We start from the raw sequence: 24,464 nt of genomic DNA, 5'->3' as shown, positions 1-24,464 counted from the left end.
GGACGAGGACTCAGTAGGCGAAGGACAGGACGTCGTCGTCGGCGTCGTCCGCACGGGACTCCGGCGTCCCCTCGGGGGTGTGTCCCGGGGTGGGGGCGCCGTCGCCCGCCGTGACGCCGCGGCGCACGAAGCGGGTGATCAGCCACAGCTCGACGACGGCCAGCGCGCCGTAGACGAGGGTGAGCAGCGACAGCGACGTCCAGACCTCGGCGGCGGTGACGCCGGGGGAGACGGCCTGGGCGGTGAAGAAGTACGTCTGCTCCCCGACCGGGACGTCGGGGTTGGGGTGGACGACGAAGGGCTGGCGGCCCATCTCGGTGAAGATCCAGCCGGTCGCGTTGGCCACGAACGGCGCGGCGACGGCGAGCAGCGAGCCGTACACGCCGATCCGCGAGGTCGGCACCCGACCCTTCCGGGTGGCCCACAGCGCGTAGGCGGCGACCCCGGCCGAGACCGCGCCCATGCCGATCATCAGCCGGAAGCTCCAGTAGGTGACGCCCAGCAGCGGCGTGTAGTCGATCTCCTCGCCGGCCAGCGCGCCGAACCGCGACGGGTCGTCGGGATAGGTCGCGCCGTAGACCGCGGCGTACTCCTCCTGCAGCTCGTTGACGCCGGGGACGGCGGTCGAGAAGTCGCCGTGCGCCAGGTAGGAGAGCAGGTAGGGGACGGTGATCGAGTGGACGTCGTCGCACTCGTTGGACCCGAGCTTGCCCCAGGCGAGGACCGAGAAGGACGCCGGCGCCTCGGTCTCGCACAGCGCCTCGGCCGAGCTCATCTTGAGCGGCTGCTGCTCGTACATGAGTTTGCCCTGCCAGTCGCCGGTGAGGGCGACCAGGAGGAACGCGGCCAGCGACACCCACCCGCCCAGCCGGACCGAGCGGCGCCAGACCACGTCGTCGACCCGCCCGCCCGAGACGTCCGTGGTCGGCTGCTCGGCCAGCTTCCGGCGGCGCAGGTGCCACAGGCCGATGCCGACCAGCAGCGCGCCGGCCACCATGAGCGCCGCGACGATCGCGTGGCTGAACGCGGCCAGCGCGGTGTTGTTGGTCAGGACGGCGAGGAAGTCCACCTGCACCGGGCGGCCGGTGGCGTCGTCGACCTCCACGCCGACCGGGTGCTGCATCCACGAGTTGGCCGCGATGATGAAGTACGCGCTGACGATCGAGCCGATGACCGCGGCCCACAGCGCGGCCAGGTGCAGCTTCTTCGGGATGCGGCCCCAGCCGAAGATCCACAGGCCGAGGAAGGTCGACTCGAGGAAGAAGGCCAGCAGGGCCTCCAGCGCCAGCAGCGAGCCGAAGACGTCGCCGACGAAGCGGGAGTACTCGCTCCAGGCGAGGCCGAACTGGAACTCCTGCACCAGCCCGGTGGCCACGCCGAGCACGAAGTTGATGAGGTAGACGCGGCCCCAGAAGCGGGTCATCCGCAGCCACTCCGGCTTGCCGGTGCGCACCCACAGCGTGTGCATGACGGCGACCAGGACCCCCAGCCCGATGGTCAGCGGGACCATCAGGAAGTGGTAGACGGTCGTGATCCCGAACTGCCAGCGCGCCACGTCCAGGACGTCCACCGCGGGCCCCTCTCCGGTCGTCGTACGATCGACACGTTCTTTCTACGCCTCGTAGAAGGACTTCTTCTACAGGACGTAGAACATGCCGGTGTGATCCCGGGGACAGGAGGAGCCATGGCGTCGCTGGGAGACCTCGAGCGGGCGGTCATGGACCGGCTCTGGTCGGCCGAGGGACCGCTGGCCGCGACCGAGCTGCGCGACGGCCTGGCCGACCGCGGCCTCGCGCTGACCACCGTGCACACCGTGCTGAGCCGGCTGGAGCAGAAGGGCTTCGTGGTCCACGACGACGCCCGGCCGCGGCGGTTCCGCGCCCGCGGCACTCGCGAGGACCACGCTGCCGAGCTGATGCACGAGGTGCTCGGGCAGGCCGGGGACCGGCAGGCGGTGCTGGCCCGCTTCGTCGGCGGCGTCGACCCCGACGAGGCCCGGCTGCTGCGCGAGCTGCTCGCGGCGGCCGGTCCGGACGACGCTCGCTGACCCCCCGACCCGCCCCGCCGCCCCCGTGCTGCCCGCCACCGCGGCCGCCCTCGCCGTGCTGGCCGCGCTGCTGGCGTGGCCGGTGCCGGTGCTCCTTGGGCGCGCCCGCTGGCCGCGGCGCGACCCGCTCGTCGCCCTGGTCTGCTGGCAGGCGATCGGGCTGGCCGGCGGCCTGTCGATCATCGGCGCGCTGCTCGTGCACGGCCTCGCGCCGTGGGGTCACTCGCTGCCCGAGGCGGCCTGGGCGGTGGCCACCGGGCACTCCGCCGAGGCGCCGGTCCGGGGCGACCACTGGGTCACGCTGACCCTCGCCGGGGTGCTGGCCACCGAGCTGGTCGGGGTGCTGCTGCTGTCCTGGGTGCGGACCGCGCGCACCCGCCGCCGGCACCGCGAGCTGCTGGAGCTCGTCGTGCAGCCGGCCTCGCTGCCCGACGCCCGGCTGCTCGAGCACCCCGCGCCGGTCGCCTTCTGCATCCCCGGCGCGCGGCCGCTGCTGGTGCTCTCCTCCGGCATGGTCGCCGAGCTGGACGACGCCCAGCTGGCCGCCGTCGTCGCGCACGAGCGGGCGCACCTGCGCGAGCACCACCACCTCTACCTGCTGCCGTTCGTGGCGTGGGAGGCCGCGCTCCCGGTGCTGCCCGCCGCGGCCCGCGCGCACGTCGCGGTGCGCACGCTGGTGGAGATGCGGGCCGACGACGTCGCGCTCGGCTCGCTGCCCGGTCCCGCGCCGCGGCGCACCCTGGCCCAGGCGATCGTCGTCGCGGCCGACGGCGCCGGGGGAGCGGGCGTGCCGTCCGGGGCGCTCGCGGTCACCGGCAGCGCGGTCGGGGCGCGGGTGGTGCGGCTGCTCGAGCCGCCGTCCCCCCTGCCGGCCTGGGCGCGGCTGGCCGCGCTGCTGTCGGCCGGCCTGCTGCTGCTCGTGCCGACCGCTCTCCTGCTGCTCCCGGCGCTCTAGCTGACTGATCCCAAGGGGTCCGGGCTGCGGCCGGTGTGATCACGGGCGAGGGTGCTCAGGCTTGGCGTTGCTGACCCAGCGTCGAGCCGGGAGACCCTCGTGGACGCCGACCTGGACGCCCTCGCGACGGCACTGTATGCCCGCACCGATGATCTGCTGAAGGCCGCGCCGGAGCGTCGGCCCTGGCGGCCGACGGGCGGCACCGCCCCGCGGATCAGCGATGCCGAGCTGGTGACCCTGGCGGTGCTGCAGGCGCTGCCGGGGTTCACCAGCGAGGCGCGCTGGCTGCGGTTCGCCGACCGGCAGCTGCACCCGCTGTTTCCCTACCTGCCCGGCCAGCCCGGCGACAACAAGCGGCTGCGCCGGCTCGCCGGCACCGTGACCTGGCTGATCCGGGCCCTGGCCACCGACACCAGCCCGTGGGCCGACGACGTGTGGGTGGTCGACTCCACCCCGATCGAATGCGCCCGCTCTCGCCCGGCCGCACTCCGTTCGGAGCTCGCCGGCTGGGCCGAGTACGGCTACTGCGCCAGCCACAGCCGCTACTTCTGGGGGCTGTGGCTGCCCAGTGGACCGACCCGGCGAGCGAGGTCGACGTCGACCAGCTGCTGACCGACGTCGCCGTCTACTGGTTCACCCGCACCGGGCCGTCGTCGGCGCAGCTCTACTGGGAGCGCGCGCACACCGGCGCCCGGCTGGTCCCGGGACGTGCCGACCGGCGTGGCGGTGCTGCCGCACGACCTCTTCCGGCCGCCGCGGGGTGCTGACCGTCACCGGCGCCCCGGCCGTGGTGCCACGGCCGGGGCCAGTGCGGCGTACCCCACCGCGACCGTGCCGCTGATCAGCGCCGCTCGCCGGTAGCGCGCCGAGCGCACCAGCGGCGCCATGCTCGCGGCGTGCAGCAGGTCGACGGCCGAGCCGACGCGGACGACCCGCGGCTCCGGAACGGCCAGGACGGCGCCGTGCTGGACCACGAGCCGGGCTCCCAGCAGCGGCACCGCCCAGCGCCGGGACCCGGGCAGCTCCGGGCACAGGGCGTCGACGACCCGCCGCGGTGCGGCGAGCAGGATGAGCCCCCAGGCGGCTCCGGCTCCGGCGAGCAGGCGGGTGAGCCAGCGGCGCCGTTCGTCCCCGGTCATGGTCGTGCCTCCGATCGTCCGACGGGGGTCAGACGGGAACCGCGGCCCGTCCGGACGGGACGGCGGTGGTCGCGTCCGCGTTGCCCGGCAGCGGGGCGAACTGGCGCAGCCGCAGGCTGTTGGTCACCACGAACACCGAGCTGAACGCCATCGCGGCACCGGCGATCATCGGGTTGAGCAGCCCCGCCATGGCCAGCGGGATCGCCGCCACGTTGTAGGCGAACGCCCAGAACAGGTTGCCCTTGATGACCGCGAGGGTGCGGCGGGCCAGCCGGATCGCGTCGGCCGCGGCGCGCAGGTCGCCGCGCACCAGGGTGAGGTCGGAGGCCTGGATCGCCACGTCGGTGCCGGTGCCCATGGCCAGCCCCAGGTCGGCCTGCGCCAGCGCCGCGGCGTCGTTGACCCCGTCGCCGACCATCGCCACGACCCGGCCCTCCGCCTGCAGCCGGCGGACGACGTCGACCTTGTCTCGCGGCAGCACCTCGGCGACCACCTCGTCGATGCCGACCTCGGCGGCGACCGCGCGGGCCACCGTCGCGTTGTCGCCGGTCAGCAGCACCGGGTCCAGGCCCAGGTCGCGCAGCTGGCGCACCGCCTCGGCCGAGGTCCCCTTCACCGCGTCGGCGACCGCGAGCACCCCGCGGGCGACGCCGTCCCACGCCACGAGCACGGCAGTCCGCCCGGCGGCCTCCGCCTCGGCCTGCGCCCGGGTGAGCTCCGCCGGGACGGCGGTGCCGTCGAGCAGGCCGGCCCGCCCGACGAGCACCGTCGTCCCGTCGACGACGCCCCGCACGCCGAGCCCGGCCTCGTTCGCGAAGCCGGTGACCGGCCGCAGCGGGCCGGTGCGCGCGGCGGCCGCCTCCGCGACGGCCCGCGCGACCGGGTGCTCGGAGCCGGACTCGACCGCGCCGGCCAGCGCCAGCACCCGATCGGCGTCCTCCCCGGTCGCGGGGACGACGTCGGCCAGGGTCATCCGGCCGGTGGTGACCGTGCCGGTCTTGTCGAGCACCACGGTGTCGACGGCGCGGGTGGACTCCAGCACCTCCGGGCCCTTGATCAGGATGCCGAGCTGGGCGCCGCGGCCGGTGCCGACCATGAGCGCGGTCGGCGTGGCCAGCCCCAGCGCACACGGGCAGGCGATGATCAGCACCGCGACGGCGGCGGTGAACCCGGCGGGGAGGCCGGCTCCGGTGCCGATCCAGAAACCGAGCGTCGCGACGGCGAGCGCCAGCACGACGGGCACGAAGACGCCGGAGACCCGGTCGGCCAGCCGCTGCACGTCGGCCTTGCCGTTCTGCGCCTCCTCCACCAGCCGGGCCATCTGCGCCAGCTGCGTCTCCGACCCCACCCGCGTGGCCCGCACCACCAGGCGCCCCCCGGCGTTGACGGTCGCGCCGGCGACGGCGTCGCCCGGGCCGACCTCGACCGGGACCGACTCGCCGGTGAGCATCGAGGCGTCGACGGCCGACGCACCCTCGGTCACCACGCCGTCCGTGGCGATCTTCTCCCCGGGCCGGACGACGAACAGGTCGCCGACCGCCAGCCGGTCCACCGGCACCCGCGTCTCGGTGCCGCCGCGCAGCACCGTGGCCTCCTTGGCGCCGAGCTCCAGCAGCGCGCGCAGTGCCGCCCCGGCCCGGCGCTTGGAGCGGGCCTCGGCGTACCGCCCGGCCAGCAGGAACGTGGTCACGCCCGCCGCGGCCTCGAGGTAGGTGTTCGCGCTGCCGTCGGTGCGGGCGATGGTCAGCTCGAAGGGGTGCGTCATGCCCGGCTCCCCGGCGGTGCCGAGGAACAGCGCGTACAGCGACCAGAGGAACGCCGCCCCGGTGCCGAGGGAGACCAGGGTGTCCATGGTGGCCGTGCCGTGCCGCAGGTTGGTCCACGCGGCGCGGTGGAACGGCAGCCCACCCCACACGACGACCGGCGCGGCCAGGGTGAGCGAGAGCCACTGCCAGGAGGTGAACTGCAGCGCCGGCACCATCGCCATCGCGACCACCGGCACGGTGAGCAGCGTGGAGACCAGCAGCCGCTGCCGCAGGGGCCGGCTGGCGTCGTCGTCGGCGGGCTCGTCCTCCCGCGCGGGCGGTTCGGGCAGCGCCGCGGTGTAGCCGGTCTTCTCGACGGTGGCGATCAGGTCGTCGGTCGTGACGTTCCCGCCGAAGGACACCCGCGCCTTCTCGGTGGCGTAGTTGACCGTCGCGGTGACGCCGTCCATCCGGTTGAGCTTCTTCTCGACGCGCGCGGCGCACGACGCGCAGGTCATGCCGCCGATCAGCAGCTCGACCTCGCCGGTCCGGACGTCGGGGGCGCTCATCGGGGTCTCCCTCAGCTGCCGGCGACCTCGTAGCCGGCTTCCTCGACGGCGGCGCGGACGGCGCCCTCGTCGACCGGCTCGGTGCTGGTGACGGTCAGGCCGCCGCTGGCCAGGTCGACGTCGACGGCGGTGACCCCGGGGACGGCGCTGACCTCCTCGGTCACCGCGGTGACGCAGTGGCCGCAGGTCATGCCGACGACGGTGTAGCTGGCGGTGCTCACGCTGGGTTCCTCTCGGGGGGGTGTCTCAGGAGCGGACGAGCCGGGCGATGGCCTCGGCGGCCTCGCGGACCTTCTCGTCGGCCTCGCGGCCGCCGGCCTGGGCCGCCTGGACGACGCAGTGCGACAGGTGCTCCTCGACCAGGCCGAGGGCGACCGACTGCAGCGCCTTGGTCATCGCCGAGACCTGCGTGAGGATGTCGATGCAGTACTTCTCGTCCTCGACCATCCGCTGCAGCCCGCGGGCCTGACCCTCGATGCGGCGCAGCCGCTTGAGGTAGTCGTCCTTGCGGTGGATGTAGCCGTGCCCGCCGGTTGCTCCCGTGCTGTCCACGGGACAACCGTACCCCCCTAGGGCATGCAGTGCCGCGCGCCGCCCGTCACCCGCGGGTGTCCCCGCCCCGCAGCCGGTCCACGGTGGCCTGCAGCCGTTCGCTGTCGGCCCGGGCGTCGGCCAGCTCGTCCTGCAGCCCGAGGATCACCTCGGCCGACGCCAGCGTGTGCCCCTCGTCGAGCAGACCGCGCAGCCGCGCGGCGAGGGCGAGCTGGTGGCGGGAGTAGCGGCGGTGTCCGCCGGGGGAGCGGTGCGGCTGGAGGACGCCGGCGGTGTCGAGGCTGCGCAGGAAGGCCGCCTGGACGCCGAGCAGCGCGGCGGCCTGGCTCATGGTCAGGGCGGGGAAGTCGGGGTCGTCGAGGCGCCCGACCGGGTCGTCGCCCTCCCGTGAGCCGGGTGCGGTGGTCATGGCGGGCCTCCGGGTCGTGGATGGCACGAGGGCCGGGTCCGCGTGGACCCGGCCCTCGGGGAGTCGCCGATCAGCTCTCGACGGACTTGCGCTCCGACGACTCGCCCTCGATGGTCCGCCCCTCCACGGCGACCGGCGTGTCGGCGCGGCTGACCGTGATCTTGCGGGCCCTCGCCTTCTCGGCGACCGGGATGCTCACCGTGAGCACGCCGTCGTGGTAGTGCGCCTCCAGCCGGTCGGTGTCCAGGCTGCGGCCGAGGACGAGCTGCCGCGTGTAGCTGCCGTAGGGCCGCTCCGCGATCGCCCACTCGGCGTTCTCCACCTGCGGCACCGAGCGCTCCGCGGTGACGGTCAGCGTGGTGCCCTCGACCTGCAGGTCGATCGAGCCGGGGTCGACGCCGGGCAGGTCGAAGTGGGCGACGAAGTTGTCACCGACGCGATAGGCGTCCATCGGCATGCCCGACAGCGGGCGAGCGGTCAGCCCGCCGCCGCGACCGGTCAGCTGGTCCAGCGCCCGGAAGGCGGCGTTCGTGGCGGCGAACGGGTCGTAGGCGGTCAGCATGGCCATGGCTGTGTCAACCTCCTGGTGGTCGTACTGGCGTGTTCGCTGCCCGAGGTCATCCTCTAGTGGCAACTGGAGAATACCTCGAGCATGCACCGGAGTAAACGTCCACCGCCGAGATTTGTTCCCGGCTCGCTCAGGCGACCGCGGCGGGCATGTCCACGCCAGTCAGCTCGGCGGAGGCCACCCACAGCTGCCGGGCGAGCTCCGGGTCACTGGCCGCCGGTGAGTGACCGACCAGCGTGGGCGCCCCGCGCCATTCGCCCAGGCCGCGCGGGCCCAGGTAGCTGCCGCCGGGCAGGTCCAGGACGGCGGCGGCCAGCGTCGGCAGCGCGCCCTGCTCGGCGGACTGCGCGACCAGCAGGTTGCCCAGCCGCATCGCCCGGTCGCTGATCGGGTTGCCGGTCCGGCCCTGCAGCTCGGTGGCCGCCCAGCCGGGGTGCGCCGCGAGCGCCCGCACCCGGGAGCCGGCCGCGCTCAGCCGGCGCTGCAGCTCCAGGGTGCACAACAGGTTGGCCAGCTTGGACTGCGCGTAGGCGCCGGTGGCCGAGTACGGACGGCGCTCCCAGTTGAGGTCGTCGAGGTCGATCCGCCCGGCCCGGTGCACGGACGACGACAGCGTCACCACCCGGTCGGTGACGTGCGGGAGCAGCAGGACCGTGAGCGCGAAGTGGCCGAGGTGGTTGGTGCCGAACTGCCGCTCGAACCCGTCCACGGTCCGCCCGGCCGGCACCATCATGATCCCGGCGTTGTCGACCAGGACGTCGAGGTCGCCGCTCCAGCCGGCCGCGAACGCCCGCACCGAGGCCAGGTCGGCCAGGTCCAGCCGCCGCACCTCGACGTCCCCGGACATCGTGGTGGCGGCCCGCTCGCCGCGCGCGGGGTCGCGCACGGCCAGGACGACCCGCGCGCCCGCGCGGGCCAGTTCCCGGGCGGTGACCAGGCCCAGGCCGCTGGTCGCCCCGGTCACCACGACGGTGCGGCCGGTCTGCGAGGGGATGTCCGCGGTGCTCCAGGAGGGGTGCATGGGCCCGACGGTAGGCACGCGACACGATGGCCCGCGCGTGAGCGGCGCGTCCCCGGGGCAGGGAACGGCCGTGGACGACACCAGCGCCCCCCGAGCGCAGGGGGAACCGGAACAGCAGGGGCACGCCGACGTGGAGCCGGAGGTGACCACCGACCTGGACGGCGACGTCGCGACGCTGACCGTCGGTGGCGAGCTGACCGAGGGAGCCCGGCGTCCCCTGGTCCGGACGATGACCGACCTGCTGCTCGGCCGCCCGGACCTGCGGCAGGTGCGCCTGGACCTCCGGGGCACCACCTACCTCAACTCCGCCGGGGTGGCCGTGCTGGTGCAGCTGCAGAAGCTGGGCCAGCCGCGGGGCGTGGACGTCGTGCTGGTCGCCCCGCCCCCGGCGATCACCCGCCCGCTGCAGCTGTCCGGGTTGTGGCTGCGTTTCACGGTCGAGGGGGAGGGGGTGGTGGACGACCGCGTCGACCGGGAGGGCGGACCGGCCTGAGTCCCGGTGTCGCGACCGGCCCGCCGGACCTGAGCTCCTAGCCTGACCGGGTGCCGTCGAGTGCCACCCACAGCCACGGTCCCGACCCGGACGCGCCGCCGCCGACCCCCGAGGTCCTGGCCCGGAGACGGCGCGCGGTCTGGCTGATGCTGCTGCTGCTCGTGCCGATGGGCCTGGCCACGGTCGTCGGGTTGGTGGTGCTGTGGCCCTCGGGCGAGCCGAGCCGCGCCGAGCAGGCCGCCGAGCTGTTCCTCCCGCCGGGGACCACCTATCCCGAGGGCCGGGTCTCGACGGTCGAGCCCTACGACTGCTCGTTCCCCGGCGGGGAGGGGCAGCCGGCGCAGCAGCTGACCTGCGCCACCGTCGTCGTCGAGGTGCTCGACGGAGTCGGCGCGGGGGAGTTCCAGCAGCTCGAGCTCCCGGCGGAGGTCTACGCCGCCGGGATCGCCGAGGGGGACGTCCTCGTGCTCACCCGGGACCCCGGGGCGGAGGGCGCCGGCCTGTACGCGTTCTACGACTACGAGCGGGACGTGCCGATCGTCGCCCTCACCGTCGCCTTCGCCGTCGTCACCGTGGCCGTCGCCCGGCTGCGGGGGCTGGCCGCCCTGGTCGGCCTGGCGTTCGCGTTCTTCGTGATGCTGCAGTTCCTGCTGCCCGGCCTGCTGGGGGACTCCTCGCCCACGCTGGTCAGCCTGGTCGGCTCGGCCGCGATCATGTTCGTCGTCCTCTACCTGGCGCACGGCTTCTCGGCCCGGACGACGACGGCGTTGGTGGGCACGATGTTCGGCCTGGCGCTGGTCGCCGTCCTCGGGGCGGTGGCGGTGGCCACGGCGCGGCTGACCGGCCTGACCAGCGAGGAGACGGTGCGGCTGCAGACCTACGACCCGGCCATCGACTTCTCCGGCCTGGTGCTCGCCGGCGTGGTCGTCGCCGGGCTCGGCGTGCTCAACGACGTGACGATCACCCAGGCCTCGGCGATCTGGCAGCTGCACGAGGTCGATCCCGGCATGAGCTGGGGGGAGCTGTACCGCCGCGGGATGGCCGTGGGCCGCGACCACATCGCCTCGACCGTCTACACGATCGTCTTCGCGTACGCGGGCGCCTCGCTGCCGCTGCTCATGCTGTTCGAGGTCTACGCCCAGCCGTGGGACGTCGTCCTCACCAGCTCGGCGATGGCCGAGGAGGTGATCCGCACGCTGGTCGGCTCGATCGCCCTGGTGCTCGCCGTCCCGGTGACGACGGCGGCCGGCGCGTTCTTCGCCAAGGCCGCCGGCACCGCGGCCGGCGCGGCCACCGAGCGGCGGCTGACCGCGCTGCGGGCCCGCTTCGCCCGGTGAGCGAGGCTGGGACCGTGACCCCCGACCTGCTCACCGCCGCCCGCGCCGCTCCCGGCTTCATGCCCGACGACGAGGGGGCGGCGCTGTACGAGGCGGCCCGGACGGTCGCCGTCCCGGGGCCGCTGCTCGAGGTGGGCAGCTGGATGGGGAAGTCGGCGCTCTACCTGGCCGCCGCGGCGCGGGAGACCGGCCGGCAGGTGGTCACCGTCGACCACCACCGCGGCTCGGAGGAGCACCAGCCGGGCTGGGAGTACCACGACCCGGCGCTGGTCGACCCCGCCGTCGGGCTGGTCGACACGCTGCCGCGGTTCCGCCGGACGATCGCCGACGCCGGCGCCGAGGACGTCGTCATCGCCGTCGTCGCCCGCTCGGAGACCCTCGCCCCGCTGTGGGCCACCCCGCTGGCGCTGCTGTTCCTCGACGGTTCGCACACCGAGGAGTCGGCCCGCCGCGACCAGGACGCCTGGGTGGCCAAGCTGGCGGTCGGCGGCACGCTGGCCATCCACGACGTCTTCCCCGACCCGGCCGACGGCGGGCAGGCGCCCTACGGGGTCTACCGGCGGGTGCTCGCGTCGGGGGAGTTCACCGAGCTGCCCGGCACCGGGTCGCTGCGGCTGCTGCGCCGTGACCGCTGAGGACGCGCTGGCCGGCGAGCGGGCCGCGGTCCTGGCCCAGATCGCCGCGCTGACCGGGGAGTTCGACGCCGTCGTCGCCGCGTCGAGGTCCTCCAACGCCGACGACGAGCACGACCCGGAGGGCGCGACGATCGCGTTCGAGCGCCAGCAGGTGGCGGCGCTGCTGGAGCAGGCGCGCCGCCGGCTGGCCGACGTCGACGCAGCGGTCACCGCCCTCGAGGCCGGCACCTACGGCCGCTGTGAGTCCTGCGGGAAGCCGATCGCGCCCGAGCGGCTGGCCGCCCGCCCCGCCGCGCGCACCTGCATCGCCTGCGCCCGCTGAGCCCGCGGTCCGGCGGTTTCCGCGGAAAACGCCGCTGGGTCAGCTGACGTAGCGCCGTGCGGTCGACGTCCGCTGGGCGTGGTCCAGCCGTCCTGGACGCTGAGGAGACGTAGCGGCGGGCGGTCCGGGCGGACGCCGTCACGGCCGCCGGTCCTGACCCTCCCCGGCGGCGAGCAGCCGCGCGCTCATGAGGTGCCCGCCGGAGCGGGCCCGCCGTAGAGCCCCGGCGGCGAGGGCGCCCGCATCGGGGTCGCCGCGGGCCCGGGCCAGCACCACCTCGGCCAGGCGGGCCTCGTAGCGACCCAGGGGCGGCCCCGTGGCCAGGGCGCGTGCGACGTGGTCCGCGGCCTCGGCCAGCCGCCCCTGGTCGGTCAGCACGAGGGCGAGCTGGGCGTGGGCCCAGCAGGTGAACAGGGGCAGGCCGGCCGCTGCGGCCAGCGACCGACGGAACACGGACTCGGCCGCGGGCGTCCGCCCGGATGCCCGGAGCGCTAGCCCCTGCGCGCGCAGGGCTGTGGCCGTCCAGCCCCGGTGCGCCAGCTGCTCGGCCGCGGCCAGCGCCCGGGCGGCGTCCTCGAGCGCCTCCTCGACGCGGCCGCAGCCGGTCAGCAACTCGGACCGGTGCCAGCGGGCGTACGCCTCGGCCTCCAGGGCGCCGAGGTCCAGGGCCAGGCGCACCGCGGCGTCGCTGTCGGGGAGGCCCTCGGCGGGGCGCCCGGCGAACAGCAGCGCGTGGGCCCGCGTGGACCGGGGGGTGACCACGCGCAGCAGGTCGCCCAGGTCGGTGTAGAGGCGGGCGACCTCGGCGAAGCGGGTGACGCCCGCGGTGATCCCACCGTCCAGGAAACCGGCCATGGCCCGGGCGTCGAGGACGTCGGCGACCCCGTGTGCGTCCCCCAGGCCGGCGAACAGCCGGCGCGCCTCCTCCGCCCGCCGTGCCGCCCGGACCCGCCGCTGCAGGTTCATGTCGACCACGGCCGCGACGGCGAGCGCTCGGGCCCGGGCGGCATGGTCGGGTCCGGCTTCCACCAGGGCCAGCTCCGCCAGCTCCGACGCGTGCCGCAGGTCCTCGGCGCCGGCGTTGAGCATCGCCAGCCTGGCCAGCAGCCTGGCCCGATCGGGGCCCTCCCGCGGCAGGCGTAGCGCGGCGCGGAGGTCGGCGCGGGCGCCGACCAGGTCCCCGGTGCGGGCACGGGCCTCGGCCCGGATGCCGAGCAGCTCCGCGCGCAGCGGACCGGGAGGGTCCAGGGTGAGCGCCCGCCCGGCGAAGTGGCCGGCCTCCTCGTTGGCGTGGCGGCTCAGCTGCTCGGCCGCGTCCGCGGCCAGCGCAGCGGCGGCCGAGGCCGGGTCCCCGGCGCCCAGCAGGTGCCGGGCGCGTTCACCCGGCACCGCGGCGCCCGCGGCGAGTGCGCCGGCCAGCCGGGCGTGCAGCGCGGAGCGCTCCGCCGGCAGGAGCCCGTCCGCGACCGCCTCACCGACGAGGTCGTGGCCGACCGCCCAGCCGGCCGCCCCCGGCCGGACCAGCTCGGCGCGCAGCAGGCGGTCCAGCGCCGCGGCCACGTCGATCTCCGGCCGGCCCGCCGCCGCGGCGACCAGGGGGATCGGCGTCTCGCGGCCGAGCAGGGCCAGCACCGACAGCACGGCGCGGCCGGCCTCGTCCTGCCGCCGGGTCCGGGACAGCACGGAGCGTCGCTGCCCCTCCCGGGCCAGCTGCTCCGCGCGTGATCCCGCGTCGTCGGACCGGGGGAACCAGCGCCCTCCGGCACCCGGCACGACCCGGCCTTCCTCCTCGAGGGCGGTCAGGACCTCGGCCACGGCGAACGGCGTGCGGTCGGTGTGCGAGACCAGCACGTCGAGCAGTGCGCCGGAGGGGACCAGCTCGGCGAGCGCCGCCGGGGGAAGCGGGCCGAGGAACAGGGACCGGACGGGCCCGGTGGCCTCGAGGCCGGCGACCAGGTCGGCGGCCGGCGTGCCCGGGCCCGCCTCCTCCGGGCGGAAGGCGAGGACCAGGGTGATGCCGTCGAGCCGGTGGGCCACGAGGGCGAGCAGGTGCAGGCTGCTGGCGTCGCTCCACTGCACGTCGTCGACGAGCACGACCGCACCGCCCGCGGTCGTCGCGCCCAGCAGCCGCACCGCCGCCTCGGTCAGCAGCGCGCGCCTCGTCCGTGGCTCCAGCGGGCTCCGGTCACCCACCTCGTTGCCGCCAGCCAGCTCAGGCAGCAGCTCGGCCAGGGCCGCCCGGTGCCGGGAGGGCAGGGCCGCCGGGACGTCGGGGCAGGCAGCGGCGGCCGAGCGCAGCAGGTTCCGGACCAGGCCCCAGGGCGTGCCCCGCTCCGGGAGGAACGCCCGGGCGGCCACCACAGGGGTGCCGGCGCAGGCGGCGAGCTCGGCCAGCAGGCGGGACTTGCCGCTGCCCGCCCGGCCGGCCACGAGCGCGATCCCCCCGCCGCGGCGCCGGACCAGCCCGAGCAGCGCGGCGAGCTCCTCGTCGCGGCCCACGAACGGCGGGCCGGGGACGGCGCGGGCGGCACCCACCCCCGGATGGGCGGGTGCCGGGACGTCGCCGCGGAGGACCTGCACGCGCAGGCGGGCGGTCTCCGGCGTGGGGTTGACCCCCAGCTCGTCGGCCAGCCGGTCCCGGACCGCGTCCAGCGCGGCCAGCGCCCCGGCCCGGTCCCCCGCAGCCACCCGCGCCCGGGCCAGCAGGCGGGCGGCCGGCTCGTCCAGCGGCGCCAACGCGACCGCCTGACCGGCCCAGTCGACGGCCCGGGACGGGTCGCCGAGGAGCAGCGCGGCCTCCGCGGCACCGGTGAGCGCCTGCTCCCTCGCCCGGCGGACGGACTCGCGGTGGTCGAGCGCCCAGTCCCCGTCGTCGTCCTCCGGCAGCGGGTCGCCGCTCCACCAGGAGAGCGCCTCGGCCAGGCAGCGCAGCGCAGGGCCGGGGCGGGCCGGCGCCGAGGCCGGCCCGCCCCTCCGCGACCGCGCGCAGGAAGCGCTCGGTGTCCACCGAGCAGTGCGCGTCGGTGGCCAGCAGGTAGCCCGTCGGCGTCGTCCGCAGCGCGGTGGACGCGCCCATCGCCCGCCGGGCGCGGTGCACGAGGACGGCGAGGTTGGCGTCCGGGTCGGCCGGCCGGTCGTGCGGCCACAGGACGTCGGCGAGCGCGTCCCGGCTCACCGGCCGGCCGGGCCGGCTGGCCAGCACCCGGGTGAGGCGGCGGGCCAGCCGCCCGCCGAAAGCCGCCGGCGGCACGGGCACGCCGTCCTTCAGCACCGTGAAGGGGCCCAGCAGCCGGATCTCCAGACGCTGGGGCCCGGGCGGCCGTCGTCCTGCCGTCACCGCACCACTCCCGGTAGCGGGATCTGCTCGGCCGGCCGCCATCGGGCTGCAACCGGCCGTTCCTAGTCTCCCGCCGTCGCAGGTACAGGACGAGAGGAGCACGCGATGACCGTCACGATCGAGCCCCGTCCGATCGACGAGGAGCGGCTGCAGGAGTTCGTCGGCCGCTTCGTCGGCGACCTCGGTGCCGTGCTGCACGGCGCCACCGTCCTCCTGGGGGACCGGCTCGGGCTCTACCGCGCCATGGCCGACGGCACCTGGACCGGTGCCGCGGACCTGGCGGACCGGACCGGCACCGAGGAGCGCTACGTGGCCGAGTGGCTCGCCGCCCAGGCGGCGAGCGGGTACGCGGAGTACGACGCCGAGGAGCACCGCTACCGGCTCTCACCGGAGCAGGCGCTCGCGCTCACCGACGAGCACAATCCCCTGTTCGCCCCGGGTGGTCTGCAGGTCGCCGCCTCGACCATCAAGGACGTCGACCTGGTCGCCGACGCCTTCCGCACCGGCACGGGCGTGGACTGGGGAGCGCACGACCGCGACCTCTTCGACGGCACCGAGCGCTTCTTCCGGCCGACCTACACCGCCAACCTGGTGGACGCGTGGATCCCGGCGCTGGACGGGGTCGCCGACCGTCTGCGGGCCGGCACCCAGGTGGCCGACGTCGGCTGCGGCCACGGCTCCTCGACGATCCTGATGGCCAGGGCCTTCCCGGGGTCGGCGTTCGCCGGCTTCGACTCACACGGCCCGTCGATCGAGGCTGCCCGGCGGCGGGCGGAGGAGGCCGGGGTCGCCGACCGGTGCACCTTCGAGGTGGCGACGGCGAAGGACTACCCGGGCCGCGGCTACGGCCTGGTGACCTTCTTCGACTGCCTGCACGACATGGGGGACCCGGTGGGCGCGGCCCGCCACGTGCGGGAGACCCTCGCCGGGGACGGCACCTGGATGCTCGTCGAGCCCTACGCCGGGGACCGGCCGGAGGACAACCTCACCCCGGTGGGGCGGGTGTTCTACTCGGCCTCCACGATGATCTGCACCCCCGGCTCGCGGGCGCAGGAGGTCGGCGTCGCTCTCGGCGCCCAGGCCGGGGAGGCCCGGCTGCGCGAGGTCCTGACGGCGGCCGGCTTCGACCGGGTCCGGCGAGCGGCGGGGACGCCGTTCAACCTGGTGCTGGAGGCCCGGCCGTGAGCGGCCCGGTGGGCGCCCTGACAGGAACAGCGGGTGTCGTCCGCCGGTTCCTCGAGGCCTTCGGCCGCGGCGACGTCGACGCGGTCATGGCTGCGATGGCCGAGGACTGCGTGTTCGAGTCGACCGATCCGCCCGCCGGGCGCCGGCACTGCGGGCAGGGCGCGGTGCGCCGGTGCTGGGAGCAGGTGTTCGCCACGCCCGGCGCCCGGTTCGAGACCGAGGAGGTGCTCGTCTGCGGCGAGCGGGCGGTGGTGCGCTGGACCTACCGGTGGGGGAGCGGCACCGGTGCCGGCTCCGTGCGGGGAATCGACCTGTTCACCGTCCGGGACGACCTGGTCACCGAGAAGCTGTCCTACGTCAAGGGCTGACCGGGGTCGCCGTCGTGCGGCTCGACGCCTCCCCCGCGACCGCGGCCGCGGTGCGGCGGGCGCGGACCCCGGCGGCCCGCAGCAGGCCGGGGGTCATCCCGAAGTTGACGAACCGCAGGCCCGGGAGCGCGGCGCGGTCGTCCGTGGCCGTGGGCAGCCCGGCGGCGTCCAGCACCCCCAGGTGCCCCGCCAGCGGCGTCAGCCCGCTGGTCAGCCCCGTGGCGGCGACGACGGCGTCGACCCGGACGGTGCTCCCGTCGGCCAGCCGCAGCCCGCCGTCGCCGTCGGCCCCGGAGAGCGCGGGGACGACGGCGATCCGGCCGGCCCGGACGTCGTCGACCACACCCCGGTCGACGACGGCCGGACCCGCGTCACCGGGCTCCCGGAGCCGCGCGAACGGACCGGTGGCGGGCACCGGGAGCCCCCATGGCGCCAGGTCGCCGATGGTCAGCCGGCGGACCAGCCGCGCCTGCGGGTCGGCCAGCCGCGGGGGCAGCCGCTCCAGCAGGTGGACGGCGAGGTCCCCGGGCCGGCCCGCCACCGCTCGGGGCAGCACGTTGGGCGGCGTCCGGACCGACAGCAGGACGCGGCGCGCACCTCCCGAGACCAGGTCGTGCGCGATCTCCATGCCGGAGGAGCCGGCGCCGACCACGAGCACGTCGCGCCCCGCGTACGGGGTGGCGTCGACGTACCGGGCGGAGTGGACGACCGGCAGTCCGGCCGGGGCCCCGGCCAGGGCGGCGGGCAGCCGCGGCTCGGCCAGCAGACCGGTGGCGACGACCACCTGGGCGGCGGTCACCGGCCCGATGTCGGTGTCCAGCCGCCAGCCGGCCGGGTCGCGGTCGATCCTGCGGACGTGGACCCCGGTCCGCACCGCGATCCCGTGCCGGGCCGCGTACGCGTCGAGGTAGGCGACGAACTGGTCGCGCGTCGGGAACACCGGCGTCTCCGGGGGGAAGCGCAGTCCCGGCAGCGCGGAGAAGGCCCGGCCGCTGTTGAGCCGCAGGGCCCGGTAGCGGCTGCGCCAGGCCGCGCCCGCGGCGTCCCCGCGCTCCAGGACCACCACCGCCACGCCGCGCAGGCCGAGCTCCGCGGCGACCGCCAGCCCGGTCGGTCCCGCGCCGACGACGACCACTGGGTGGATGTCCTCTCGCATGGCGTGCTCCCTGCCGCGCCGATCGGCTGTCGCCGGCCATGGTGGGCACCGGCGCGCGCGCCGGTCCATCCCGCAGGTGGGGGATCCCCGGCACCGGCGGGGGTGGACGCTGGCGGGCCGGGCGACGCATGGTGGTGCCGTGGGTCGTGCCCCCGAGCGGGCCGCCGCTCGCGACGCCGTCGTCCGCGCCTGCGCCCGCGGCCGGCTGCCCCTGGAGCTGTTGGCCCAGGTCGCCGCGCTGATCGCACCGGTGGTCCCGTCCCACGCGTCCGGCTGGGTGCTGACCGATCCCGGGACGATGCTCGGCACCGGTGTCGTTGCGACCAACGTGTCCCCCTCCCTCTACCGGGGGCTGGTGGCGCACGAGCTGGCGACCGACGACGTCAACAGCTTCGCGCGCCTGGCCCGGCGTCGCCGCCCGGTGGCCCGGCTCGGCGCGGCGACGGGAGGACACCTGGAGCGCAGCTCGCGCCATCGCCGGCTGTACGCCCCCGAGGGGTTCGGTGACGAGCTGCGCGCGGTCGTCCGTACCGGTGATGCCTGCTGGGGCGAGATCTGCCTGACCCGCCGGGCGGATGCCCCGGCGTTCAGCGCGGCCGACGAGGAGTGGATGGCCGGCTTGCTCGGGCACGTGGCCTCCGGGCTGCGCACGGCCCTCGCCGTCACCGGCGGCCCGCCCGTGAGCGGAGGGCCCGGAGTCCTCGTGCTGGACGGCGACGACAGGGTGGAGGTCCGCAGCGAGGAGGCCGACCGGTGGCTGCGGGACCTGCCCGACGCCGGGGCCGACCCGCCGCCCGTCGTCGTCGCCGTCGCCCGGCAGGCGCGGCTGCTGGCCGCCGGGACGGTGTCCGGCGGCCCGGCGAAGGCACGGGTCCGGGGCCGGAGCGGGCGCTACGTGCTCGTGCGCGGCACCTGCCTGGCCGGCTCCGGCGAGCAGGACCCTCCCGCGGTGCGGGTGGCCGTCGTCGTGGAGCCGGCCGGGCGCGCCGAGCTGGCGCCCGTGGTCCTCGCTCTCGGGGACCTCACTCCGCGGGAGCAGCAGGTGACCCAGCTGCTCCTGGCCGGTGGCTCCGTCCCGGACATCGCCCAGCGGCTGTGGATCTCACCCCACACGCTGCGCGACCACGTGAAGGCGGTCTTCGCGAAGTTGCGGGTGAGCAGCCGCCCGGAGCTCGCCGCGCTGCTGACCGACCAGCATCCGGCGTCTCCCGCGGGCGGCCCCGTCGGACCGGTCAGCTGACGTAGCGGCGGGCGGTCGACGTCCGCTGGGCGTGCTCGAGGGCGGCGAAGCGGGCCTCGGCGTGCGGCGGCAGCACCCGCCGCTCACGCAGCACCCACGGCAGCCCGCGGGCCGCGGCCCACAGGCCCTGGGCGGTCACCCGGTCCCGCGGCAGGGTCTGCAGCAGGTGCAGCGTCCGGCGCAGCGCCGGGCGGGCGGGACGGCGCAGCCACGTCGTCCAGAGGGTGTTGCGGATGCCGTCGCGGCGCCGCCGGTGGGAGTCCCGGGCCTTCGACGCCTGGTGGTGCACGGTGAGCGCGGGCAGGTAGCACAGCTCCCACCCGGCGGCGGCGAGGTCGCCGGCCATCAGCTCCTCCTCGCCGCCGAGCCACAGCCGCTCGCAGAAGCCGCCCACCTCGGTGAAGGCCTCGCGGCGCAGCACCGACGCGCCGGCCAGGAAGGAGCCCAGCGCCGGGCCGGGCAGCCAGTCCGCACCCCGCACGGGGGAGTCGCGCAGCTCGGGGACGATCGGGTCCTCGCGGCCACCGGGCTCGACCAGGATCCGGGCGGTCAGCACCGCCAGGCGGGGGTGCGCGTCGAGGACGTCGGCGGCGGCGCGCAGCGAGCCCGGGTCCCACCAGGTGTCGTCGTCGCAGAACGCGACGTAGGGGGTGTGCACCCGGGCCACGCCGACGTTGCGGCCGATCGCACCGAGGTTCTCCGGGCTGGCGACCAGCTCCACCTGCGGGAACCGCTCGGCGACCGCCTGTGACGTCCCGTCGGTCGAGCCGTTGTCCACGACGACGACGTGCGGCTGCTCGGGCAGCGCGACCAGCCGGGAGAGGGCGAGCAGCACCTCGTCGCGGCGCTGGTGGGTGATGACGACGACCGACACCCGCGGATCGCTGAAAGGACCTCCCTGCCCCCCATCGCTCGCAGGCTCGCGCCGGGGCCCTGCAGGGAGGCCGGCCGTGACGGCGCGTTTCGTCGTCGTCATGCCGCGGCCTCGGCCAGCACGCGCAGGTCGGCGCGGACGCGCTCCGGGATCACCCGGCGGCGGCGCAGCGCGGCGGGCACCTCCGGCAGCGCGCGCAGCAGCCCGCGGCGCTCGGGCGCGCCGGTCCGCAGCGCCTCCAGCACCAGTCCGGTCACCTCCGGCCACGGACGGCGCATCACCGCGGTGAGCAGCCGGCTGCGCCAGATGGCCGTCCGCCGGCCCTCCGGTGCGGACCGCCTCGTCGAGGGGTGGTGGTGCACGGTGACGCCGTCGACGTAGGCGATGCCCCAGCCGGCCGTGGCCAGGTCCAGCGACAGCCGCTCCTCCTCGCCGGGGAAGCGGACGACGGGGTCGAAGCCGCCGACGGCCAGGAAGGCCTCGGTGCGCACCAGCGCGCCGCAGGCGATGAACCCGAGCAGCGCCGGGCCGGGCAGGTCGTCGGGCGTCCCCAGGGCGCTGCGCGCGAGCTCCGTGCAGAACGAGTCGAGCCGCTCCTCGGGGCCGACCAGGATCCGCGCGTTGAGCACCGCGAGCCGCGGGTGCGCCCGCATGACCTCCACGGCGCGGGCGAGGTCGCCGGGCGCCCACCACGAGTCGTCGTCGGCGAAGGCGATGAACTCGGTGCCGGCCCGCTCGACGCCGAGGGTGCGCGCGTAGGACCCGACGTTGCGCTCCAGGGGGACGACCGTCACCTCGGGCAGGGCCGCGCGCACCGCCTCGACGGTGCCGTCGGTGGAGGCGTTGTCGACGAGCACGACCGGCGCCTCGTGGCGGGGCAGCGTGCGCAGGAGGTCCTCGCGGCGGTTCTGGCTCATGACGACGACGGCGACGTCGCCGGGGCGGGGAGAGCTGCTCACGGCCTCCCCCTGCCCGCAGCGCCGGGCAGCCAACCGGCGGTCTCCTGTGATGCTCCCGTCCCGGCCGCGGGCAGCGCGCCCGGGTCGGTGAACAGGCCCGCCGCCGGGGTCGCGCCGGAGAGGGCGTCGGCGGCGAGGACGACGGCCGCCGCGGTCCACGTCGTCCGCTCGACCGGCCAGCGGGCGTCGTCGGGGTAGACGTAGCCGGTCCAGTACGACCCGTCGTCCGCCCGCAGGTGCTGCATCGCCGCCACCTGCTCCAGCGCGGCGTCCGGGCGGCCGGCAGCGGCCAGCGCCAGGGCCAGCTCGCAGGTCTCCGCTCCGGTCACCCACGGCCGGTCGGCGACGCAGCGCACCCCCAGCCCGGGGACGACGAAGCGGTCCCAGCCGGCCGCCAGCCGGGCGTCGGCCGCCTCGCCGGTGACCGCGCCGCCCAGCACCGGGTAGTACCAGTCCATCGAGTAGCGCGACCGGTCGGCGAAGGCCTCCGGCCGGCCGCGCAGCGCGGCACCCAGGTCGGTGACGGCGAGCTCCCAGTCCGGCTGGGGCTCACCGGTCAGGCCGGCCAGCGCGACCCCGCAGCGCAGCGCCTGGAACAGGCTGCCGTTGCCGGTGAGCAGCGCGGTGTCGTCGGCGGTGCCGTCGGGCCGCAGCGCCCAGCCGACCGCGCCGCCGGACAGCTGCATGCGGGTCACCAGGTCCAGGCCGCGGCGCACGGCGGGCCACGCTGCGGCGACCAGCTCCTCGTCGCCGGTGCACAGCCAGCTGTGCCAGACCCCGACCGCCAGGTAGCCGGCGTGGTTGCTCTCCGCGGCGGGGGAGACCTCCGCGCCGTCCCGGTACTCCGCGGCCCACGAGCCGTCCGGCCGCTGCCGGCGGGCCAGCCACCGGTAGGCCGCCCGCGCCCGGTCGTGCTCCCCGCCGACGTCCAGGGCCATCGCGGCCTCGACCATGTCCCAGGGGTCCAGCTGCCCACCGCGGAACCAGGGCAGCGCGCCGTCGGCGTCCTGCTCGGCGGCGATCGCCGCGACGGTGGCGCGCACCTGCTCCCCGCTCAGGACGCCGGGCAGCTCGGGGAGCAGCTCAGACAGCGGTCCGCTCCAGCTCGGGCTCCACGGCCGAGGTCAGGACGGGCTTCCGCGCGTAGACCACCAGGCTCTTGCCGATCACCGGGTCCAGCAGCCGCTCGGCGAACCGGGTCGGCCACGGCCGCTCGGTCAGGTCCCACACCAGCAGCCGGTGGTAGGCGCGGACGGCGGCCGGGTCGCGGTCGACGCCGACGGCGCACTTGAGCCACCAGAACGGCGCGTGCAGCGCGTGCGCGTGGTGCTGGCCGCCCGGCACCAGGCCGGCGGCGGACAGCCGCGCCCTCAGCACGTCGCCCCGGTAGATGCGGATGTGGCCGCCTTCGTTGGCGTGGTAGGCGTCCGACAGAGCCCAGCAGACCCGCTCCGGGCCGTACCGCGGCACGGTCACCGCGACCGTGCCGCCCGGCTTGAGCACGCGGGCGATCTCGGCGATCGCGGTGGCGTCGTCGGGGATGTGCTCGAGCACCTCCGACGCGATCACCCGGTCGACGCTGTCGTCGGGGAAGGGCAGCGCCAGGAGGTCGGCGCGCACCACCTCGTACGCCGCGCCCGCCGGGGCCTCGCCCGCGTCGGCGATGGCGCCCAGCCAGCGCTTCGTCGTCCCGACCTCGGACGCGCCCCGGTCGACGGCGACCACGCGGGCGCCGCGCCGGTAGGCCTCGAACGCGTGCCGGCCCTCGCCGCAGCCCAGGTCCAGGACGGTCATCCCCGGGCGCAGGTCCAGCCGCTCGTAGTCCACCGTCAGCACGTGCCGCGCTTCCGGTCCAGCACCTCGGCGTACCACTCCGCCGTCCGCTCGGCGGTCGACCGCCAGGTGTAGGAGGCCAGCACCCGGCGCCGGCCGGCCCGGCCCAGCTGGTCGGCGAGGGACGGCGAGTCGAGCACCAGCTGCAGCGCCGCGGTCAGCTCGCCGACGTCGCCGGCGCGCGCCCGCAGGCCCGCCTTGCTGCCCACGACCTCCGGCAGCGCCCCGGCGTCGGTGGTGACCAGCGCGGTGCCGCAGGCCATGGCCTCGATCGCCGGGAGCGAGAAGCCCTCGTACAGGGACGGGATGGCGACGACGGCGGCGCTCTGCAGCAGCGCGACCAGGTCGGCCTCCGGCAGCGGGCCGGTGAAGCGGACGGCGTCGCGCAGGGCCAGCCGGTCGAGTGCGGCCTCGGCCGGCCCGCCCGGCCGCGCGGTGCCGACGACGGTCAGCCGCACCGCCCGCTCGGTGCGCAGCTTGGCGACCGCCTCGAGCAGGTGCACCAGCCCCTTGAGCGGGACGTCGGCGCTGGTGGTGACGACGATCGAGTCCGGGTCCCGGGGCCGGTCGGCGGGGGGCGGCGTGAAGACGCCGGGGTCGATGCCCACCGGGATGACCGAGATGGCCTCGGCCGGGACGCCGAGGTGGGTCTCGATGTCGCGGCGGGAGTTCTCCGAGACGGTGGTGACGCCGTCCAGCTGCGGTGCCACGCGGGCCTGCATGCGCGTGAACCCGTACCAGCGGCGCAGGCTGAGCCGGCGACGCAGGGACGGCGCGGCGGCCAGCTCCAGGTCGCGGTCGATCGCGACCGGGTGGTGCACGGTGGCCACCGTCGGCACGCCGGCACGGGTGAGCTGCAGCAGCCCCGACCCCAGGCACTGGTTGTCGTGCACGAGGTCGAACAGCGGCGCCTGGGGGAGGAGCAGCCGGGCGGCCCGGAGGCTGAAGGTCAGCGGCTCGGGGAAGCCGGCCGTGCACATCGTGGCGTACTCGAGGACGTCGATCCGGTCGCGGAACTCCGCGGGCCGCGGCGTGCGGAAGGGGTCGGGTTCCCGGTACAGGTCCAGGCTCGGCACCCGCGTCAGCGGCACGCCGTCGTCCAGCTCGGGGTAGGGCTGGCCGCTGACCACGGTGACCCCGTGCCCGAGGGCGGTGAGCTCCCGGGAGAGAGCGCGGACGTAGACGCCCTGCCCGCCGCTGTGCGGCTTGCTGCGGTAGGACAGCAGTGCGATCCGCAGCGGCCGTCCCATGGTCGGCGACTCTAACCAGCCCGGTCACCGGCCGTTGCGGGGAGCCCGGCCCTGCGGCGGCACCGCCGAGCTGACAGGATCGCGGCCGTGCTGCGCCACGTCGTCCTCTTCACCTGGTCCGACGACGCCGACGAGGAGCGCCGGGAGCAGACCCTGGCCGCCCTTCGCCGGCTGCCCGAGGAGGTGGGCGGGATGACCTCCTTCGCGGTCGGCCCGGACGCCGGGCTGCGCGAGGGGAACGCGCACACCGCGCTGGTCGCCGACTTCCCCGACGTCGAGGCCTGGCGGCGCTACGCCGACCACCCGGTGCACCTGCAGGTCATCGCCGACCACGTGAAGCCGATCCTCGCCGCGCGCAGCGCCGTCCAGTACGAGGTCTGACGGCGGTCCTCGGGTTGGTCGGGGTCGAAGCGGCGCATGAAGCCGACCTGCACCAGCTGGCGGTCGGTGCGGGCGGTGTACTCGTCCTC

26 protein-coding genes and 3 pseudogenes are annotated in these 24,464 nt (G+C 76.2%); 12 read left to right on the top strand and 17 right to left on the bottom strand.

What is annotated here, in order from left to right:
* Positions 1–10: 10 nt before the first annotated feature.
* Positions 11–1,570: a cytochrome ubiquinol oxidase subunit I gene (locus ACI78Z_RS14215; protein WP_457037178.1), complete on the bottom strand. Its 1,560-nt coding sequence runs from the start codon at positions 1,568–1,570 to the stop codon at positions 11–13.
* Positions 1,571–1,684: 114 nt separating this feature from the next.
* Here ACI78Z_RS14215 and ACI78Z_RS14210 point away from each other — a divergent pair, with 114 nt between their 5' ends.
* From ACI78Z_RS14210 to ACI78Z_RS14195, 4 genes and pseudogenes are all read left to right on the top strand, one after another.
* On the top strand, positions 1,685–2,047 hold the full coding sequence (locus ACI78Z_RS14210; protein WP_457037177.1) for a BlaI/MecI/CopY family transcriptional regulator: 363 nt from the start codon (positions 1,685–1,687) through the stop codon (positions 2,045–2,047).
* A gap of 25 nt (positions 2,048–2,072) precedes the next feature.
* Positions 2,073–3,002 (top strand): M56 family metallopeptidase, encoded by a 930-nt coding sequence (locus tag ACI78Z_RS14205; RefSeq protein WP_457037176.1) that lies wholly within the window; start codon positions 2,073–2,075, stop codon positions 3,000–3,002.
* A gap of 99 nt (positions 3,003–3,101) precedes the next feature.
* Positions 3,102–3,566: pseudogene (locus ACI78Z_RS14200) on the top strand (IS982 family transposase); the annotation flags it as partial.
* A complete protein-coding gene (locus tag ACI78Z_RS14195) occupies positions 3,560–3,769 on the top strand; it encodes a hypothetical protein (RefSeq protein ID WP_457037175.1) in 210 nt (69 codons plus the stop codon). The pseudogene ACI78Z_RS14200 and the gene ACI78Z_RS14195, both read left to right, overlap by 7 nt.
* Positions 3,770–3,772: 3 nt before the next feature.
* On the opposite strand, the gene ACI78Z_RS14190 is transcribed toward ACI78Z_RS14195, so the two are convergent.
* From ACI78Z_RS14190 to ACI78Z_RS14160, 7 genes are all read right to left on the bottom strand, one after another.
* Positions 3,773–4,141, bottom strand: coding sequence for a hypothetical protein (locus ACI78Z_RS14190; protein ID WP_457037174.1), 369 nt, complete (start codon positions 4,139–4,141; stop codon positions 3,773–3,775).
* A 28-nt stretch (positions 4,142–4,169) separates the two neighbouring features.
* A complete protein-coding gene (locus tag ACI78Z_RS14185; RefSeq protein WP_457037173.1) occupies positions 4,170–6,455 on the bottom strand; it encodes a heavy metal translocating P-type ATPase in 2,286 nt (761 codons plus the stop codon).
* Between the two features lie 11 nt (positions 6,456–6,466).
* The gene (locus ACI78Z_RS14180; RefSeq protein ID WP_457037172.1) at positions 6,467–6,676 is read right to left on the bottom strand and encodes a heavy-metal-associated domain-containing protein; all 210 of its coding nucleotides are present in this window, start codon (positions 6,674–6,676) and stop codon (positions 6,467–6,469) included.
* Positions 6,677–6,701: 25 nt separating this feature from the next.
* Positions 6,702–7,007 carry a metal-sensitive transcriptional regulator gene (locus tag ACI78Z_RS14175; RefSeq protein ID WP_457037171.1) on the bottom strand — a complete coding sequence of 102 codons (306 nt, stop codon included), beginning with the start codon at positions 7,005–7,007 and terminating at the stop codon, positions 6,702–6,704.
* 46 nt (positions 7,008–7,053) lie between these two features.
* Positions 7,054–7,416, bottom strand: a complete 363-nt coding sequence (locus ACI78Z_RS14170; RefSeq protein ID WP_457037170.1) for a helix-turn-helix domain-containing protein — start codon at positions 7,414–7,416, stop codon at positions 7,054–7,056.
* 70 nt (positions 7,417–7,486) lie between these two features.
* A complete protein-coding gene (locus tag ACI78Z_RS14165; protein ID WP_457037169.1) occupies positions 7,487–7,984 on the bottom strand; it encodes an Hsp20/alpha crystallin family protein in 498 nt (165 codons plus the stop codon).
* Between the two features lie 130 nt (positions 7,985–8,114).
* Positions 8,115–9,005 (bottom strand): oxidoreductase, encoded by an 891-nt coding sequence (locus tag ACI78Z_RS14160; protein WP_457037168.1) that lies wholly within the window; start codon positions 9,003–9,005, stop codon positions 8,115–8,117.
* A gap of 142 nt (positions 9,006–9,147) precedes the next feature.
* Between ACI78Z_RS14160 and ACI78Z_RS14155 the strand changes: the two genes are divergently transcribed.
* Genes ACI78Z_RS14155 through ACI78Z_RS14140 form a run of 4 tightly spaced genes read left to right on the top strand, consistent with a single transcriptional unit; the run spans position 9,148 to position 11,792 of the window.
* Positions 9,148–9,498: an STAS domain-containing protein gene (locus ACI78Z_RS14155; protein WP_457037167.1), complete on the top strand. Its 351-nt coding sequence runs from the start codon at positions 9,148–9,150 to the stop codon at positions 9,496–9,498.
* A gap of 50 nt (positions 9,499–9,548) precedes the next feature.
* Positions 9,549–10,835 carry a YibE/F family protein gene (locus ACI78Z_RS14150; RefSeq protein WP_457037166.1) on the top strand — a complete coding sequence of 429 codons (1,287 nt, stop codon included), beginning with the start codon at positions 9,549–9,551 and terminating at the stop codon, positions 10,833–10,835.
* Between the two features lie 14 nt (positions 10,836–10,849).
* The gene (locus ACI78Z_RS14145) at positions 10,850–11,470 is read left to right on the top strand and encodes a class I SAM-dependent methyltransferase (RefSeq protein ID WP_457037165.1); all 621 of its coding nucleotides are present in this window, start codon (positions 10,850–10,852) and stop codon (positions 11,468–11,470) included.
* Positions 11,460–11,792 carry a TraR/DksA family transcriptional regulator gene (locus ACI78Z_RS14140; RefSeq protein WP_457037164.1) on the top strand — a complete coding sequence of 111 codons (333 nt, stop codon included), beginning with the start codon at positions 11,460–11,462 and terminating at the stop codon, positions 11,790–11,792. Before ACI78Z_RS14145 ends, ACI78Z_RS14140 begins: the two co-directional genes overlap by 11 nt.
* Before the next feature lie 138 nt (positions 11,793–11,930).
* Here ACI78Z_RS14140 and ACI78Z_RS14135 read toward each other — a convergent pair whose 3' ends face one another.
* From ACI78Z_RS14135 to ACI78Z_RS14125, 3 genes and pseudogenes are all read right to left on the bottom strand, one after another.
* Entirely contained in the window at positions 11,931–12,647 is a 717-nt protein-coding gene (locus tag ACI78Z_RS14135; RefSeq protein ID WP_457037233.1) for a tetratricopeptide repeat protein, read from the bottom strand.
* Between the two features lie 1,143 nt (positions 12,648–13,790).
* Positions 13,791–14,756: pseudogene (locus ACI78Z_RS14130) on the bottom strand (BTAD domain-containing putative transcriptional regulator); the annotation flags it as partial.
* Between the two features lie 109 nt (positions 14,757–14,865).
* Positions 14,866–15,171, bottom strand: a pseudogene (locus tag ACI78Z_RS14125) (AfsR/SARP family transcriptional regulator); the annotation flags it as partial.
* Between the two features lie 63 nt (positions 15,172–15,234).
* On the opposite strand from ACI78Z_RS14125, the gene ACI78Z_RS14120 reads away from it, so the two are divergent.
* Positions 15,235–16,314 (top strand): class I SAM-dependent methyltransferase, encoded by a 1,080-nt coding sequence (locus ACI78Z_RS14120; protein WP_457037163.1) that lies wholly within the window; start codon positions 15,235–15,237, stop codon positions 16,312–16,314.
* Positions 16,311–16,682 (top strand): nuclear transport factor 2 family protein, encoded by a 372-nt coding sequence (locus ACI78Z_RS14115; RefSeq protein WP_457037162.1) that lies wholly within the window; start codon positions 16,311–16,313, stop codon positions 16,680–16,682. The genes ACI78Z_RS14120 and ACI78Z_RS14115 overlap by 4 nt, the downstream gene beginning before the upstream one ends.
* Here the strand turns inward: ACI78Z_RS14115 and ACI78Z_RS14110 are convergent.
* A complete protein-coding gene (locus tag ACI78Z_RS14110) occupies positions 16,672–17,838 on the bottom strand; it encodes a flavin-containing monooxygenase (protein WP_457037161.1) in 1,167 nt (388 codons plus the stop codon). The genes ACI78Z_RS14115 and ACI78Z_RS14110 overlap by 11 nt on opposite strands.
* Positions 17,839–17,977: 139 nt before the next feature.
* Between ACI78Z_RS14110 and ACI78Z_RS14105 the strand changes: the two genes are divergently transcribed.
* Positions 17,978–19,078 carry a helix-turn-helix transcriptional regulator gene (locus tag ACI78Z_RS14105; RefSeq protein ID WP_457037160.1) on the top strand — a complete coding sequence of 367 codons (1,101 nt, stop codon included), beginning with the start codon at positions 17,978–17,980 and terminating at the stop codon, positions 19,076–19,078.
* Here ACI78Z_RS14105 and ACI78Z_RS14100 read toward each other — a convergent pair.
* The 5 genes from ACI78Z_RS14100 to ACI78Z_RS14080 all read right to left on the bottom strand — a co-directional run bounded on the left by ACI78Z_RS14100 (position 19,071) and on the right by ACI78Z_RS14080 (position 23,994).
* A complete protein-coding gene (locus tag ACI78Z_RS14100) occupies positions 19,071–19,952 on the bottom strand; it encodes a glycosyltransferase family 2 protein (RefSeq protein WP_457037159.1) in 882 nt (293 codons plus the stop codon). The genes ACI78Z_RS14105 and ACI78Z_RS14100 overlap by 8 nt on opposite strands.
* A 98-nt stretch (positions 19,953–20,050) precedes the next feature.
* A complete protein-coding gene (locus ACI78Z_RS14095) occupies positions 20,051–20,911 on the bottom strand; it encodes a glycosyltransferase family 2 protein (RefSeq protein WP_457037158.1) in 861 nt (286 codons plus the stop codon).
* Positions 20,908–21,954 (bottom strand): prenyltransferase, encoded by a 1,047-nt coding sequence (locus tag ACI78Z_RS14090; protein ID WP_457037157.1) that lies wholly within the window; start codon positions 21,952–21,954, stop codon positions 20,908–20,910. Before ACI78Z_RS14090 ends, ACI78Z_RS14095 begins: the two co-directional genes overlap by 4 nt.
* A 40-nt stretch (positions 21,955–21,994) precedes the next feature.
* Positions 21,995–22,747: a class I SAM-dependent methyltransferase gene (locus ACI78Z_RS14085; RefSeq protein ID WP_457037156.1), complete on the bottom strand. Its 753-nt coding sequence runs from the start codon at positions 22,745–22,747 to the stop codon at positions 21,995–21,997.
* A complete protein-coding gene (locus ACI78Z_RS14080; RefSeq protein ID WP_457037155.1) occupies positions 22,741–23,994 on the bottom strand; it encodes a glycosyltransferase family 4 protein in 1,254 nt (417 codons plus the stop codon). The genes ACI78Z_RS14085 and ACI78Z_RS14080 overlap by 7 nt, the downstream gene beginning before the upstream one ends.
* Before the next feature lie 87 nt (positions 23,995–24,081).
* On the opposite strand from ACI78Z_RS14080, the gene ACI78Z_RS14075 reads away from it, so the two are divergent.
* Entirely contained in the window at positions 24,082–24,375 is a 294-nt protein-coding gene (locus tag ACI78Z_RS14075; protein ID WP_012949601.1) for a Dabb family protein, read from the top strand.
* Positions 24,376–24,464 lie beyond the last annotated feature (89 nt).

The organism is Geodermatophilus sp. SYSU D01176 (assembly GCF_054050015.1).
This window is presented reverse-complemented; position numbering and strand designations above follow the sequence as displayed.